The organism is Streptomyces sp. Tu 3180, from assembly GCF_009852415.1.
GTDB lineage: Bacteria > Actinomycetota > Actinomycetes > Streptomycetales > Streptomycetaceae > Streptomyces.
In genome coordinates, this window is record NZ_WOXS01000002.1 from 2,193,354 (window position 1) to 2,209,038 (window position 15,685).

Annotated in this window: 14 protein-coding genes; 8 read left to right on the plus strand and 6 right to left on the minus strand. The window is 72.3% G+C overall.

The genetic code is table 11. The annotated features are described in order from the left end of the window. The first annotated feature begins 376 nt into the window (after positions 1-376). From GL259_RS10835 to GL259_RS10845, 3 genes are read left to right on the plus strand one after another with little or no spacing between them, the layout of a single operon-like run. A complete protein-coding gene (locus tag GL259_RS10835) occupies positions 377-1,300 on the plus strand; it encodes an ABC transporter ATP-binding protein (protein ID WP_159531536.1) in 924 nt (307 codons plus the stop codon). Continuing rightward, positions 1,297-2,067: an ABC transporter permease gene (locus GL259_RS10840; RefSeq protein WP_159531538.1), complete on the plus strand. Its 771-nt coding sequence runs from the start codon at positions 1,297-1,299 to the stop codon at positions 2,065-2,067. Before GL259_RS10835 ends, GL259_RS10840 begins: the two co-directional genes overlap by 4 nt. A gap of 52 nt (positions 2,068-2,119) precedes the next feature. Then, positions 2,120-3,151 (plus strand): COX15/CtaA family protein, encoded by a 1,032-nt coding sequence (locus GL259_RS10845; RefSeq protein ID WP_243762284.1) that lies wholly within the window; start codon positions 2,120-2,122, stop codon positions 3,149-3,151. Here the strand turns inward: GL259_RS10845 and GL259_RS10850 are convergent. From GL259_RS10850 to GL259_RS10865, 4 genes are all read right to left on the minus strand, one after another. Continuing rightward, complete coding sequence (locus GL259_RS10850) at positions 3,106-3,843, minus strand: nucleotidyltransferase domain-containing protein (RefSeq protein ID WP_159531543.1); 738 nt, start codon at positions 3,841-3,843, stop codon at positions 3,106-3,108. The genes GL259_RS10845 and GL259_RS10850 overlap by 46 nt on opposite strands. An 18-nt stretch (positions 3,844-3,861) precedes the next feature. Continuing rightward, complete coding sequence (locus GL259_RS10855) at positions 3,862-4,968, minus strand: amidohydrolase family protein (protein ID WP_159531545.1); 1,107 nt, start codon at positions 4,966-4,968, stop codon at positions 3,862-3,864. A gap of 79 nt (positions 4,969-5,047) precedes the next feature. Continuing rightward, on the minus strand, positions 5,048-5,380 hold the full coding sequence (locus GL259_RS10860) for a hypothetical protein (RefSeq protein WP_166461466.1): 333 nt from the start codon (positions 5,378-5,380) through the stop codon (positions 5,048-5,050). A gap of 93 nt (positions 5,381-5,473) precedes the next feature. Further along, a complete protein-coding gene (locus GL259_RS10865; RefSeq protein ID WP_208026455.1) occupies positions 5,474-6,391 on the minus strand; it encodes a heme o synthase in 918 nt (305 codons plus the stop codon). A gap of 373 nt (positions 6,392-6,764) precedes the next feature. On the opposite strand from GL259_RS10865, the gene tkt reads away from it, so the two are divergent. Genes tkt through pgl form a run of 5 tightly spaced genes read left to right on the plus strand, consistent with a single transcriptional unit; the run spans position 6,765 to position 13,403 of the window. After that, positions 6,765-8,867 (plus strand): transketolase, encoded by a 2,103-nt coding sequence (gene tkt, locus GL259_RS10870; protein ID WP_159531549.1) that lies wholly within the window; start codon positions 6,765-6,767, stop codon positions 8,865-8,867. A 34-nt stretch (positions 8,868-8,901) separates the two neighbouring features. After that, positions 8,902-10,020 (plus strand): transaldolase, encoded by a 1,119-nt coding sequence (gene tal / locus GL259_RS10875; RefSeq protein ID WP_159531551.1) that lies wholly within the window; start codon positions 8,902-8,904, stop codon positions 10,018-10,020. Positions 10,021-10,024: 4 nt separating this feature from the next. Beyond that, positions 10,025-11,548 (plus strand): glucose-6-phosphate dehydrogenase, encoded by a 1,524-nt coding sequence (gene zwf / locus GL259_RS10880; RefSeq protein ID WP_159531553.1) that lies wholly within the window; start codon positions 10,025-10,027, stop codon positions 11,546-11,548. Continuing rightward, a complete protein-coding gene (gene opcA, locus GL259_RS10885; RefSeq protein ID WP_159531555.1) occupies positions 11,545-12,621 on the plus strand; it encodes a glucose-6-phosphate dehydrogenase assembly protein OpcA in 1,077 nt (358 codons plus the stop codon). Before zwf ends, opcA begins: the two co-directional genes overlap by 4 nt. After that, on the plus strand, positions 12,618-13,403 hold the full coding sequence (gene pgl, locus GL259_RS10890) for a 6-phosphogluconolactonase (RefSeq protein ID WP_159531557.1): 786 nt from the start codon (positions 12,618-12,620) through the stop codon (positions 13,401-13,403). The genes opcA and pgl overlap by 4 nt, the downstream gene beginning before the upstream one ends. 79 nt (positions 13,404-13,482) lie before the next feature. On the opposite strand, the gene GL259_RS10895 is transcribed toward pgl, so the two are convergent. Further along, entirely contained in the window at positions 13,483-14,322 is an 840-nt protein-coding gene (locus GL259_RS10895; RefSeq protein WP_159531560.1) for a carbohydrate ABC transporter permease, read from the minus strand. Further along, a complete protein-coding gene (locus GL259_RS10900) occupies positions 14,319-15,680 on the minus strand; it encodes an ABC transporter permease subunit (protein WP_159531562.1) in 1,362 nt (453 codons plus the stop codon). Before GL259_RS10900 ends, GL259_RS10895 begins: the two co-directional genes overlap by 4 nt. Between the last annotated feature and the right edge of the window lie 5 nt (positions 15,681-15,685).

Consider the following 15,685-nt stretch of genomic DNA (forward strand, 5'->3'; position numbering starts at 1 on the left):
ACGCCATTGTTGCGTAATTCGTCCGAGCCGGGCAAGCCGCGCCCGGACGGCCCGAAGGTGCGCTGCGTCACTTAGGCAGACCTAATCTGACCTGCGGAAACGATCTTTGATCGATCAGTCCGGCGGTGTCCGGCAGCGGCGTCCGGCGACGCGCGGACCGTGCCCGCGCCCCTCCGACCGGCCCTCCCGCCACCCGTGACGGCCTGCCCGCGCAGCCGCGCGGGCCCGGCGCGCGGCCGGGCCGGGGCGCGGCTGCTCCGGCCGGCGGACGCGGTGGCGCGCGCACGGCGGCGGCCGCAGGCGCACCGGTCCCGTACGGAGGAGTTCCGGCACCCTCCGGTCCGGGACCCGGGCCGCCTCCCTAGACTCGTGACCCATGCGAAGTGAGCCCGTGGTCCAGGTCCAGGCCCTGGTGAAGCGGTACGGAACGAAGACCGCGGTGGACGGCCTCGACCTGGTGGCCCGGCAGGGCGTGACCGCCGTGCTCGGCCCCAACGGGGCGGGCAAGACGACCACGGTCGAGACCTGCGAGGGGTACCGGCGGCCGGACTCCGGCACGGTGCGCGTGCTGGGCCTCGACCCGGTGCGGGACTCCGCGGCACTGCGGCCCCGGGTCGGCGTGATGCTCCAGTCCGGCGGCGTCTACTCGGGCGCGCGGGCGGACGAGATGCTCCGGCACGTGGCGAAGCTGCACGCGCACCCGCTGGACGTGGACGCGCTGATCGAGCGGCTCGGGCTCGGCTCCTGCGGCCGCACGGCCTACCGGCGGCTCTCCGGGGGCCAGCAGCAGCGGCTCGCGCTGGCGATGGCCGTGGTCGGGCGCCCCGAGCTGGTGTTCCTGGACGAACCGACGGCCGGCCTCGACCCGCAGGCCCGCCGCGCCACCTGGGACCTCGTGAGGGACCTGCGCGCCGACGGCGTCTCCGTCATCCTCACCACCCACTACATGGACGAGGCCGAGCAGCTCGCCGACGACGTCGCGATCATCGACGCCGGCCGGGTCATCGCCCAGGGCTCCCCCGAGGAGCTGTGCCGGGGCGGCGCCGAGAACACGCTCCGCTTCACGGGCCGCCCCGGCCTGGACGTGGCCTCGCTGCTCAAGGCCCTGCCCGCCGACTCCTCGGCCGACGAGCCGGCACCGGGCTCCTACCGGGTCGTCGGCAAGATGGATCCGGAACTGCTCGCCACGGTCACCTCCTGGTGCGCCCAGCACGGGGTGATGCCGGACCGGATCTCGGTGGAGCGGCACACCCTCGAAGACGTGTTCCTGGAGCTCACGGGCAAGGAGTTGCGCTCATGACGGCCACCGGCGCCTACACACCGAAGCCGGGCGCGGCCCCGCTCCCCCGCATGATCGCCGCTCAGGCCGCCCTCGAGACGAGGATGCTGCTGCGCAACGGCGAGCAGCTGCTGCTGACGGTGATCATCCCCACCCTGCTGCTGGTGCTGTTCAGCACCGTGGACGTCGTGGACACCGGCGAGGGCGAGACGGTGGACTTCCTCGCTCCGGGCGTCCTCGCGCTCGCCGTGATGTCGACGGCGTTCACCGGGCAGGCCATCGCGACCGGTTTCGAGCGCCGCTACGGGGTGCTGAAGCGGCTGGCCTCCTCACCGCTGCCGCGCTGGGGCCTGATGACCGCGAAGACGCTGTCCGTGCTGGTCACCGAGGTCCTCCAGGTGCTCCTGGTCACGGCGATCGCCCTCGCGCTCGGCTGGTCGCCGCGGGGCAACCCGCTCGCGGTGCTCCTGCTGCTGGTGCTGGGCACGGCCGCCTTCTCCGGGCTCGGCCTGCTGATGGCGGGCACCCTGAGGGCCGAGGCGACGCTCGCCGCCGCCAACCTGGTGTTCCTGCTGCTGCTCGTCGGCGGCGGGGTGGTCGTGCCGCTGGACAGGTTCCCGGACGCGGCCCAGGCCGTGCTCGGCCTGCTGCCGATCTCCGCGCTGTCGGAAGGGCTGCGGGACGTGCTCCGGCACGGGGCCGGGATGCCGTGGGACGACCTCGGGATCCTCGCCGTCTGGGCGGTCGCGGGTCTCGCGGCGGCCGGGAAGTTCTTCCGCTGGGAGTAGGGGCATGACCGAGACGGACCCTCGTGAAAGCGTGCACAAGCGGCCGCCTACGATGGGACGCGTGCCAAACGTGACCCGCGCCGACGCCCAGGCGGCCGTGCGCAACCCGCTCGCCCTCATCGCCGCACGCTGGACCCCGGATCCCCGGACGGTCCGGCGGGCGGCCCTCGCCGCGCTCGTCATGTCGGTGGTCATCGTGGTCACCGGCGGCGCCGTGCGGCTGACCGGCTCGGGCCTGGGCTGCCCGACCTGGCCCAAGTGCACCGAGGACTCGCTCACCACGACCAGCGAGATGGGCCTGCACGGCGTCATCGAGTTCGGCAACCGCCTGCTGACCTACGTGCTGTGCGCGGCGGTCGGCTGGGCGATCATCGCCGCGCGCTCCGAGAAGCCCTACCGGCGCGGTCTCACCCGGCTGGGCTGGGCGCAGTTCTGGATCGTCATGGGCAACGCGATCCTCGGCGGCATCGTGGTCCTCGTCGGCCTGAACCCGTACACGGTCGCGGCGCACTTCCTGCTCTCCTCGGCGCTGATCGCGGTCGCCGCGGTGATGTGGCAGCGCACCCGCGAGGGCGACGCCCCGCCGCGTCCGCTGGTCGGCAGGGCCGTGCAGCAGCTGGTGTGGTTCCTGGTGGCCGCGTCCGTGCTGCTGATCGCGGTCGGCACGGTGGTGACCGGCGCGGGCCCGCACGCGGGCGACTCCAGCGAGGTCCCGCGGATGCCGGTCGACTGGGAGACGGTGAGCAAGGTGCACGCCGTGCTGGCGTGGATCGTGGTGACGCTGACGTTCGCCCTGTGGTTCGTCCTCAAGGCCGTCGACGCCCCCAGGGGCCCGCTGGACCGCACCCGCGAGCTGTTCCTGATCCTGCTCGCGCAGGGTCTGATCGGTTACGTGCAGTACTTCACGGACCTGCCCGAGGTCCTGGTCGGCCTGCACATGTTCGGCTCGTGCGTGATGTGGATCTGGGTGATCCGGGTCCTGCTGTCGCTGCGCGAGCGCCCGGAGGCGGCCGTACCCGACCTGGCGGCTCCGGCGGCTCAGCCCTCCCGCGCGACGAGCGCGTCGATCGCCGCTCCCAGGTAGTCCCGGGTCAGCCGGGCCCGGCGCGCGGTCCACCCCTCGGCCGGTGGCGCGGGATCGCCGTAGCGCCTGCTCCTGACGTCCTCGACGACCTCGGCGGGCGCGCCGAGGCCGGGCAGTGCCTCCAGGGCCTCCCGCTTGGAGATCAGCCGGCCCGCGCGCAGGGTGACGGTGGCGCGCGCGAAGGTCAGCAGGCCCAGGTCGACCCACACGTCCCGCTCCCAGAGAGCGGCCCGGTCCACCGCCGGCCGCCAGAAGTCGCGCTGGTCGCGCACCACGAACGCGGCGAGTTCGCCGTCCGGCACCGGCGGCAGCACGTCCGCGGGCGGCGCCCCGTGCAGGACGCGCCCGAAGGTGTGCAGCTCGGTCCGGGTGACCGGGGTGACCGGCCGTGCGAACAGCTGCTCGTGCGCCCAGGTGAGGTGGCGCCGCTCGGCGCCCGCCGCGGTGTCCGGCGTCAGGTAGGTGCAGTGCAGCCGGTCGACGAGCGGCTCGGCCCGCAGCCGGGCGTGCAGCAGCGCCACCCGCCACACCGTCCGGGCCGTGATCGGGTGGTCCAGGACCGCGATCAGGTCCAGGTCGCTGCGGCCCTCCCGGTAGTCGCCGCCGGCCAGTGAGCCGTGCGCCCAGACGGCGACGGGGGCGAGCGGCGCGAGGCCGGTGAGGAAGCGGTCGAGCAGGGTGTCGGTCGGCATACGACCGGTCTTCCCGCTTCACTCCAGCCCGTACACCCGGCCCGCGTTGCCCGAGGCGATCATTCCGGCCACCCGCCGGGCGTCCGCCGGTGCCCACGCGCCCTCCGCCACCCAGGTGCCGAGCACCCGGCCGAGCGCCTCGCGGAACAGCCGGGCGCCGACGACGTGCAGCTCGGGCAGGCCCCGGGCGCCGGTGGAGAAGAGGATCTTGCCGAAGGGGGCGAGTTCCAGGATCTCCGCGAGGACGGTCGCCGCGCGGGCGCCGGTGCGCACCAGGGCGGCGCCGGAGTCGGCGTAGACGTGCGGGAAGACGCCGGCGAGGTGGGCGGCGTGGCGGTGGTAGGGGTAGCCGTGCAGCAGCACGAGGTCGGTGCCCAGCCCGGCGGTGGCCCGGACGAAGTCGGTCAGCAGCACGGGGTCGGTGCGGTCGACGCGGGCGCCCGGCGCGCCGAGCCCCGCGTGCAGCTGCAGGGGGCGGCCCGAGGCGACGGCGATCCACAGCAGGTGGCGCAGCAGCACCGGGTCGCTCAGCTCGTCCCCGACCCGGCGAGCGGCCAGCCAGCGTCCGGCCGCGCCGCGCACCTCCCCCGGCCCGGGCGGCTCGGGGGCGAGGGCCGGCCCGTGCCGCGGGCCGGCGACGGAGGTGAAGGCGACGGCGTGCGCGGCGGCGGCGTGCACGGACTCGGCGAGGTTGGCGAGGAAGGACTCGGCCGTGCCGGAGGTGTCGGCGACCTGCTCGGCCAGCTGCTCCAGGCGGACGACCTCGTGGGCCTCGGCGCCGGCGGCCGTGGCCAGCTCGGCGTGCCCGGTGAGGTCGCCGGGCAGCCCCGTGTCGACCAGGTAGGTGGTGATGCCGCTGCCCCGCAGCAGCCGGCGCCCCGCCTCGATCGCGCCCAGTTCGCGGCGCCGGGCGAGGTACCTCGCGGGCGGGCAGTGCGGCTCCAGGCCCAGCAGGGGCGGGCACCAGCGGCGCACGGCGAACCCGGTCTGGGTGTCGAAGAGGGTGGTGCCGGGGGCGGGCGGGCCCTCGGTGCGGGCCAGCTGGGCCTCGAAGGTGCCGAGGCCCAGCTCGGTGCGCAGTACGCCGTGGCAGTACTGGTCCACGAGGGACGGCGGGTCGATCATCCGGGGCTCCCCGTGTGGACGCTGTGCTGCCTACAGGTCCTAACGGGTGAACCGGTGAGTAGGTGTTGGGGTCGGCCGGTCAGCCGTTGGACGGGCCGCCCACCTGGATGCCCGCCATGCGGCTCCACTCGTACGGACCGGTCCTGACCTTGGCCGCGAACTCGCCGTCGAAGTTCTCGTGGGCGGTGATCCCCGCCTTCTCCACCGCCCGCTCGGCGATCGCGTAGGAGGGCGCGACCAGGTCGCCCCAGCCGCCGTCCTCACCGACGAGCACGATCCGGGCGCCGCGCCGGCCGAGGTACGCGACCTGTCCCTCGGCACCGCCGTGCGCCTTGGCGAAGCTGCTGATCTGCTGGGCGAGCCGGGCCGCCTTCTGCTCGGCCTTCGGGTCCACCGCTTGCGTGTCTGCCATGACCAGGATGCTACCGATGGGTAGGGCGAACGGCGACGGGCGGGGTCCGTGGCCTTGGCCACGGACCCCGCCCGTCGGACGTCCCGGAGGCGGCTACCGCAGGAAGGGGTCCACCGCCACCGCCACGAAGAGCAGCGACACATAGGTGATGGACCAGTGGAACAGGCGCATCTCCTTGAGCTTGGCGCCGGTCACCTCGGCCTTCGCCCTGTTCTGCAGCGCGTGCGCCTCCCACAGCCACCAGCCGCCCGCGGCCAGCGCGACCAGCGTGTAGAACCAGCCGGTGTAGCCGAGCGGGGTCAGCAGCAGCGAGACCGCGACCATCACCCAGCTGTAGATCACGATCTGCCTGGCGACCGTCTTGTTGCCGGCGATGACCGGCAGCATCGGCACGCCCACGCGCGCGTAGTCGTCCTTCACCTTCATCGACAGCGGCCAGTAGTGCGGCGGCGTCCAGAAGAAGATGACCATGAAGAGGACGACCGGGGCCCACGACAGCGAGTTCGTCACCGCCGTCCAGCCGATCAGGACCGGCATGCAGCCGGCGATGCCGCCCCACACGATGTTCTGCGACGTGCGCCGCTTGAGGATCATCGTGTAGACGACGACGTAGAAGAGGAGCGCGCCGAGGGCGAGCCAGGCCGACAGCCAGTTGACGGTGAGGCCGAACAGCAGCGTCGAGACGACCGCCAGGGTGATGCCGAAGGCCAGGCACTCGCGCGGGCCGACCATGCCGGTCACCAGCGGACGCCGGGAGGTGCGGTCCATCAGCGCGTCGATGTCGCGGTCGATGTACATGTTGAGCGCGTTGGCGCCGCCCGCGGACAGGTAGCCGCCGACACAGGTCAGCAGCACCAGCTTCAGGTCGGGCACGCCCTGCTGCGCCAGGAACATCACCGGGACGGTGGTGATGAGCAGCAGCTCGATGATCCGCGGCTTGGTGAGAGCCACGAACGCCATGACACGTGCCCCGAACGGCCGATGGGCCGGGCTCTGGCTCGTCCCGAGCATTCCCGCTGGACGGGATTCAACGGCCGTCACGCACACCCCTACAGAGATCCCAGCAAGCCCCCGCACGGGAAACGGCGGTAAGGGCTCGCGCGTACCACGCCACTGTAGACGTTGCCCAGACCCGGGCATTCGCGGGGGTCCGATCGTGTTGGACGGCGCCCTCCGAGGTGCGTGTCCGAGCTCGATTGAGCACCCGGATGAGCGGCCCCGTATTCATCTGCCGAATACGCGAACGACCCAGTCAGGAGGCGGATGCGCGGGAGTGCCCACAGTCTGGAACGACTCGAAAAAACGCACGTCCTACGGGGGTAGGCTCGACCTCGCCGGTGGGCATCGCCGGCACCCGACATGTGGAGAGGAGCCCTGACTCAGGGTGAGCACCAAGCCGACCACCACAGACCTCGAGTGGACCGAGTTGGACCAGCGGGCCGTCGACACCGCCCGCGTCCTGGCCGCCGATGCCGTACAGAAGGTCGGCAACGGCCATCCGGGTACGGCGATGAGCCTGGCGCCTGCCGCCTACACCCTCTTCCAGAAGGTGATGCGGCACGACCCCGCGGACCCCGACTGGGTCGGACGCGACCGCTTCGTGCTGTCCGCCGGTCACTCGTCCCTGACCCTCTACACCCAGCTGTACCTGGCCGGCTTCGGTCTGGAGCTGGACGACCTGAAGTCCTTCCGCACCTGGGGCTCGAAGACGCCGGGCCACCCGGAGTACGGGCACACCAAGGGCGTCGAGACGACGACCGGTCCGCTGGGCCAGGGTGTCGCCAACGCCGTCGGCATGGCGATGGCCGCCCGCTACGAGCGCGGCCTGTTCGACCCGGAGGCCGCCCCCGGCGAGTCCCCCTTCGACCACTTCGTCTACTGCATCGCCGGTGACGGCTGCCTCCAGGAGGGCATCTCCGCCGAGGCGTCCTCGCTGGCCGGCCACCAGAAGCTCGGCAACCTGATCCTGCTGTGGGACGACAACCACATCTCGATCGAGGGCGACACGGAGACGGCCGTCTCCGAGGACACCGTCAAGCGGTACGAGGCCTACGGCTGGCACGTGCAGCGGGTGGCCCCCAAGCCGGACGGCGACCTGGACCCGGCCGCGATCCACGACGCGATCCAGGAGGCGAAGAAGGTCACCGACCGGCCGTCCTTCATCGCGATGCGCTCGATCATCGCCTGGCCGGCCCCGAACGCGCAGAACACCGAGGCCGCCCACGGCTCGGCGCTGGGCGACGACGAGGTCGCGGCCACCAAGCGCGTCCTCGGCTTCGACCCCGAGCAGACGTTCGAGGTGTCCGACGAGGTCATCGGCCACACCCGCAAGGCGCTGGAGCGGGGCAAGCAGGCCCGGGCCGAGTGGGAGAAGTCGTTCCAGGAGTGGCGCGGCAACAACGCCGAGCGCGCGGCCGAGTACGACCGCATCGCCGCCGGTGAGCTGCCCAAGGGCTGGGAGGAGAAGATCCCGGTCTTCGAGCCGGGCAAGGGCGTCGCCACCCGTGCCGCCTCCGGCAAGGTGCTCCAGGCGCTGGGCGCGGTGATCCCGGAGCTGTGGGGCGGCTCGGCCGACCTGGCCGGCTCCAACAACACGACGATCGACAAGACGTCGTCGTTCCTCCCGGCGGACAACCCGCTGCCCGAGGCGGACCCGTACGGCCGCACGATCCACTTCGGCATCCGCGAGCACGCCATGGCCGCGGAGATGAACGGCATCGCGCTGCACGGCAACACCCGGATCTACGGCGGCACCTTCCTGGTGTTCTCCGACTACATGCGCAACGCGGTGCGGCTGTCGGCGCTGATGCACCTGCCGGTGACGTACGTGTGGACGCACGACTCCATCGGCCTGGGCGAGGACGGCCCGACCCACCAGCCGGTCGAGCACCTGGCCTCGCTGCGCGCGATCCCGGGCCTGAACGTCGTCCGTCCGGCGGACGCGAACGAGACCGCGATCGCCTGGCGCGAGATCCTCAGGCGCTGGACGAAGGAGTTCGGCAAGGGCACCCCGCACGGTCTGGCCCTCACCCGCCAGGGCGTGCCGACGTACGAGCCGAACGAGGACGCGGCGCGCGGCGGCTACGTGCTGTTCGAGGCCGAGGGGCCCTCCGGGCAGAGCGCGGAGCCGCAGGTCGTCCTCATCGCCACCGGCTCCGAGGTGCACGTCGCCGTCGAGGCCCGTGAGGCGCTCCAGGCCGACGGCGTGCCGACCCGTGTGGTGTCCATGCCGTCGGTCGAGTGGTTCGAGGAGCAGGACCAGGGGTACCGGGACAGCGTCCTGCCGCCGTCCGTGAGGGCGCGCGTGGCCGTCGAGGCGGGGATCGGCCTCACCTGGCACAAGTACGTGGGGGACGCCGGCCGCATCGTGTCCCTGGAGCACTTCGGTGCCTCCGCGGACGGCAAGGTGCTGTTCCAGGAGTTCGGCTTCACCGCCGAGAACGTGGCCGCCGCGGCCCGGGAATCGATCGCCGCAGCCCGGCGCTGACGCTCATATACGACACGTAGGAGATGGAATTTCCATGACAGACGCACTCAAGCGCCTCTCCGAGGAAGGCGTCGCGATCTGGCTGGACGACCTGTCGCGCAAGCGGATCACGTCCGGCAACCTCGCCGAGCTGATCGACCAGCAGCACGTCGTGGGCGTCACCACCAACCCGACGATCTTCCAGAAGGCGATCTCCGAGGGCGACGGCTACGACCAGCAGCTCGCCGACCTCGCCGCCCGCAAGGTCACGGTCGAAGAGGCCATCCGCATGATCACCACGGCCGACGTCCGCGACGCCGCCGACATCCTGCGCCCGGTCTTCGACGCCACCGACGGCCGGGACGGCCGGGTCTCGATCGAGGTCGACCCGCGTCTGGCCCACGACACCAGGGCGACGGTCGCCGAGGCCAAGCAGCTCGCCTGGCTGGTGGACCGGCCCAACACCCTCATCAAGATCCCGGCGACCGAGGCCGGCATCCCGGCGATCGCCGAGACCATCGGCCTGGGCATCAGCGTGAACGTGACGCTGATCTTCTCCCTGGAGCGCTACCGCAAGGTCATGGACGCGTTCCTCACCGGCCTGGAGAAGGCCCGGGAGCGCGGCCTGGACCTGTCGAAGATCCACTCCGTGGCGTCGTTCTTCGTCTCCCGCGTGGACACCGAGATCGACAAGCGGATCGACGCGCTGGGCACCGACGAGGCCAAGGCGCTGCGCGGCAAGGCCGCCGTCGCCAATGCGCGCCTCGCCTACCAGGCGTACGAGGAGGTCTTCTCCTCGGACCGCTGGAGCGCGCTGGAGCGCGAGGGCGCCAACAAGCAGCGTCCGCTGTGGGCGTCCACCGGCGTGAAGGACAAGGCGTACAAGGACACCATGTACGTCACCGAGCTGGTCGCCCCCAACACGGTCAACACCATGCCGGAGGCCACACTGCTGGCCACCGAGGACCACGGCGAGATCACCGGCGACACCGTCGCCGGGACCTACGAGCAGGCCCGCGCCGACCTCGACGCGGTGGAGCGGCTCGGCATCAAGTACGACGACGTGGTGCAGCTCCTGGAGGACGAGGGCGTCGAGAAGTTCGAGGCCTCCTGGAACGACCTGCTGAAGTCGACCGAGGCGGAGCTGCAGCGCCTCGCCCCCGCGGAGGGCTGACACGTTGTCCAGCAGCAATCCGCTGCGTGACCCGGCGGACCGACGGCTCCCGCGCATCGCGGGGCCGTCGGGCCTGGTCATCTTCGGCGTGACGGGCGACCTGTCCCGCAAGAAGCTGATGCCGGCCGTGTACGACCTCGCCAACCGCGGCCTGCTGCCGCCCGGCTTCTCGCTGGTCGGCTTCGCCCGCCGCGAGTGGGCGAACGAGGACTTCGCCCAGGAGGTCCACGACGCGGTCAAGGAGCACGCCCGCACCCCCTTCCGCGAGGAGGTCTGGCAGCAGCTCATCCAGGGCATGCGGTTCGTGCAGGGCACCTTCGACGACGACGAGTCCTTCGAGCGGCTGCGGGCCACGATCGAGGAGCTGGACAAGGCACAGGGCACGGGCGGCAACTTCGCCTTCTACCTGTCGGTGCCGCCGCGCTCCTTCCCGGTGGTCATCCAGCAGCTCAAGAAGCACGGCCTGGCCGACCAGAAGGAAGGCTCCTGGCGCCGCGCGGTCATCGAGAAGCCGTTCGGGCACGACCTGCGGTCGGCCGAGGAGCTGAACGCGATCGTCCACGAGGTGTTCGCCCCGGACCAGGTGTTCCGGATCGACCACTACCTGGGCAAGGAGACCGTCCAGAACATCCTGGCGCTGCGCTTCGCCAACCAGATGTTCGAGCCGGTCTGGAACCGGTCCTTCGTCGACCACGTGCAGATCACCATGGCCGAGGACATCGGCATCGGCGGCCGCGCGGGCTACTACGACGGCATCGGCGCCGCCCGCGACGTCATCCAGAACCACCTGCTCCAGCTGCTCGCGCTCACCGCGATGGAGGAACCCTCCTCCTTCGACGCGGACGCGCTCGCCGCGGAGAAGACCAAGGTGCTCGGCGCCGTCCGGCTGCCGAAGGACCTGGGCCGGGACACCGTGCGCGCGCAGTACACGGCCGGCTGGCAGGGCGGCGCGAAGGTCATCGGCTACCTGGACGAGGAGGGCATCGACGCCTCCTCGAAGACCGACACCTACGCGGCGATCAAGCTGGGCATCGACAACCGCCGCTGGGCGGGCGTCCCCTTCTACCTGCGCACCGGCAAGCGGCTGGGCCGCCGGGTCACCGAGATCGCGGTGGTCTTCCAGCGCGCCCCGCACTCGCCCTTCGACACCACGGCCACCGAGGAGCTGGGCTCCAACGCCATCGTGATCCGCGTCCAGCCGGACGAGGGCGTCACGGTGCGCTTCGGTTCCAAGGTGCCGGGCACGTCGATGGAGATCCGGGACGTGTCGATGGACTTCGCCTACGGCGAGTCGTTCACCGAGTCCAGCCCGGAGGCGTACGAGCGGCTGATCCTCGACGTCCTGCTCGGCGACTCCAACCTCTTCCCGCGCACGGAGGAGGTCGAGCTGTCCTGGAAGATCCTCGACCCGATCGAGGAGTACTGGGACACCAACGGCAAGCCGGCCCGCTACCCGGCCGGAACGTGGGGACCCGTCGAGGCGGACGAAATGCTCGAGCGAGACGGACGGAGCTGGCGCCGGCCATGAAGATAGACCTCACGGACACCACGGCCAGCAAGATCAACAAGGCGCTGGTGCAGGGCCGCCGTGCCATCGGCACCCCGGCCGTCGGCATGGTGCTCACGCTGGTCATCGTGACGGACGAGGAGAACGCCTACGACGCGCTGAAGGCGGCGAACGACGCCTCGCACGAGCACCCCTCGCGCACGCTCGTGGTCATCAGGCGCGTCTCCCGCTCGCCCCGCGACCGCACCCAGTCCCGCCTCGACGCCGAGGTGCGGGTGGGCGCGGACGCGGGCACCGGCGAGACGGTGGTGCTCCGGCTGTACGGCGAGGTCGTCGACCACGCCCAGTCGGTGGTGCTGCCGCTGCTGCTGCCGGACGCCCCGGTGGTGGTCTGGTGGCCGGTCAACGCCCCGCTGGACCCGGCGAAGGACCCGCTGGGCGCGCTGGCCCAGCGCCGGGTCACCGACACCTACGCCTGCGAGCAGCCCGTCCGGGAGCTCGCGGCCCGCGCCGCCGCCTACACCCCGGGCGACACGGACCTGTCCTGGACCCGCATCACGCCGTGGCGTTCGATGCTGGCCGCGGCCCTGGACCAGATCGCCTGCGAGGTGGTCGGCGTCGAGGTGGAGGGCGAGGAGTTCAACCCGAGCTGCGAGCTGCTGGCGATGTGGCTCGCGGACCGGCTGGACGTGCCCGTGAAGCGCTCGCTGTCGGGCGGCCCGGGGCTCACGGCGGTCCGCATGGACACCGACTGCGGTCCGATCGTGCTGGACCGTGCCGACGGTTCGCTGGCGACGCTGTCCATCCAGGGCCAGCCCAAGCGTGCGGTGGCGCTCAAGCGCCGGGACACGGCGGAGCTGATCGCGGAGGAGCTGCGGCGCCTGGACCCGGACGACACGTACGCGTCGGCGCTGCGGTACGGCGTGGAGCGGCTGAAGCCGTCGGACGGGGCGTCCGGCGGACCGTCGGGTGAGCCGCCGGCCAAAGGAGGAGCGGAGCGCGAGGCGGTCCCCGCGCCCGTCGAGTCGGTTGCGAAAGGTCCCGCGGACCGGGCGACGGCGCAGGCGCCGGTGAAGAGGGCGGCGGCGAAGTGACCACGGCACCGCAGCTCGTCGTGCACCGCGACAAGGAGCTGATGGCCCGGGCCGCGGCGGCCCGGCTGATCACGAAGATCGTGGACGCCCAGGCGTCGCGGGGCTCGGCCTCCGTCGTCCTGACCGGTGGCCGCAACGGCAACGGCCTGCTGGCCGCGCTGGCGGCGGCCCCGGCCCGGGACGCGGTCGACTGGGCCCGGCTCGACCTGTGGTGGGGCGACGAGCGGTTCCTGCCGGAGGGCGATCCGGAGCGCAATGTCACCCAGGCCCGTGAGGCGCTGCTCGACGCGGTGCCGCTGGACCCGGAGCGCGTGCACGCCATGCCCGCGTCCGACGGACCGCACGGCACCGACGTGGACGCGGCCGCGGCCGCCTACGCGGAGGAACTGGCCCGTGCGGCCGGTCCGGAGAACCACGGGCCCGTCCCGACGTTCGACGTCCTGATGCTGGGCGTCGGCCCGGACACGCACGTGGCCTCCCTCTTCCCGGAGTTCCCGGCGGTCCGGGAGACGGAGCGCACGGTGGTCGGTGTGCACGGCGCGCCCAAGCCCCCTCCGACCCGGGTGACCCTCACCCTCCCGGCGATCCGCGCGGCCCGCGAGGTGTGGCTGCTGGCGGCCGGCGAGGACAAGGCCGAGGCGGCGGCGATCGCCCTGTCGGGCGCGGGCGAGATCCAGGCCCCGGCGGCGGGCGCGCGGGGCCGTGCCCGCACGCTGTGGCTGCTGGACGCGACGGCGGCGTCGCAGCTGCCGCGGTCGCTGTATCCGCCGGCGTCGGCCTGACGCACCCCTCGCACACCGGGACCCCCGCCCCGTCAGGAGGCGGGGGTCCCTGCGTGAGGGGGTCCCTGTGCGAGGGGCGTCACTTGACCGACCCGGCCATCACCCCCTGCACGAAGTGCCGCTGGAAGGCGAAGAACACGGCCACCGGCACCACCAGCGACAGGAACGCGCCCGGCGCCAGGACGTCGATGTTGCTGCCGAACTGACGGATCTGCGACTGGAGTTGCACCGTCAGCGGCTGGGAGGAGCTGTCGGCGAAGAGCAGGGCGACCAGCATGTCGTTCCAGACCCACAGGAACTGGAAGATGGCGAGGCTGGCGATCGCCGGGCGGCCGACGGGGAGCACGAGCCGGGTGAAGATGCGCCACTCGCTGCCGCCGTCCATCCGGGCGGCCTCCAGCATCTCCTTGGGCATCTCGGCGAAGTAGTTCCGCAGCAGGAACACCGCGAACGGCAGCCCGTACGCCACGTGGAACAGCACGACGCCGGGGATGGTGCCGAACAGGCCGAGCTGCCCGAAGAGTTTGGCCACCGGCAGCAGGCCGATCTGGACGGGGACGACCAGCAGCGCCACCACGACGAGGAAGACCGGCTCGCGCCCGGGGAAGTCCAGCCAGGCGAAGGCGTATCCGGCGAGCGCGGCGACGACCACGACCAGGACGGTCGTCGGCACCGAGATCAGCACGGTGTTCCAGAACGCCTGGGTGATGCCCGAGTTCTCCAGCAGCGCCGCGTAGTTGTCGAAGGACAGCTGCCCGGGGCTGGTGAACACGGTCCACCAGCCGCCCTCGGCCGTGTCCTCGGCGGAGCGCAGCGAGGACAGGAACAGGCCGGCCAGCGGGGTCATCCAGACCAGGCCGATCACGACCAGGAAGGCCTGCACCACCGCGTTGCCCAGGCCGCGCCGGACCGCGTTCATCGCTGACTCCTTCGGAAACGGCGGACGTTGAAGACCATGGCCGGGATGACCAGGAGCAGCAGCAGCACGCCGAGGGCGCTGCCGAGGCCCTGGTCGTTGCCGCCGCCGAACGACACCAGCCACATCTGCGTCGCGAGCACGGTCGCGTCCTCCTGCACGGGACCGGGCGCGATGATGTAGACGAGGTCGAAGACCTTCATCACGTTGATCACCAGGGTCACGAAGACGACGGTGAGGACGGGCGCGAGCAGCGGGACCGTGATGCGGCGGAAGATCTGCCACTCGTTCGCGCCGTCCATCCGCGCCGCCTCCAGCGCGTCCCGGGGCAGGGTGGACAGGCCGGCCCCGATCAGCACCATCGCGAAGCCGGTCCAGATCCACAGGTACGCGCCGATGATCGCCGGCGTGACGAGGGCCGGTCCGAGCCAGGAGACGCCCTCGTAGGGCGGCGCGAAGTTGGCGGAGGGCAGCTTCAGCGCGTACGGGCCGCCGTCCAGGCCGGTGAAGCGGAAGGAGCCGTCGGCCGCGGTCGTCGTGCTCGCGACCGTCCTCCCGTCACGGACCGCCTCGACCTTCATGCCGGGCAGTCCGCTCTCCCGCCGGTCGACCACCCCCGGCTCCCCTCCCCCGCCGGGGGTGAAGTCGAGGTACACCACGCCGCGCACCTCGTCGGGGCCGGCCGTGCGGGCGGCCGCGGCGCGGGCGGGTTCGGCGTCCCCGGGCAGGTCCCTGGGAGCGACTCCGACCAGGCCCAGCGCCGCCGTGCCGCCGGGCGTGACGTCCGCGCCGGTGACGTACGAGCCGTCCGCCCCCTCGGTCAGGCCCTCGCCGTCCCGGGCGCGGGCGGTCGGGTAGGAGGAGGTGCCCTTGAAGGCGTCGTGGACGGTGACCGCGGCGGCGTTCAGGACGCCCTTGTCCGGGTCCTGGTCGTAGGCCAGCCGGAAGATGATCCCGGCGGCCAGGAAGGACACCGCCATCGGCATGAACAGCAGCAGCTTGAAGGCGGTGGCCCAGCGGACCTTCTCCACCAGCACGGCCAGGATCAGTCCGAGCCCGGTGAGCAGGGTGGGGGCGACGACGACCCAGATCGCGGTGTTCCGCACGGCCTTGAGGGTGGTCGGGTCGCGGAACATCTCGGCGTAGTTCTCGCCGCCCACGAACGTGGTGCCGGAGGCGTCGAAGAGGCTGCGGCCGACGGAGAACAGCACCGGGTAGACCACCAGCGCGCCCAGCAGGAGCAGCGCGGGGAGCACGAACAGCAGGGCGATGACCCGCCCCCGGCGGCGCGGACGCCGGCCGCGCGCGCCGGGGTGTGCGGGCGCCGGGGGGCTCGCCTCTTTCACCAGTGTGGCGGTCACGGCCG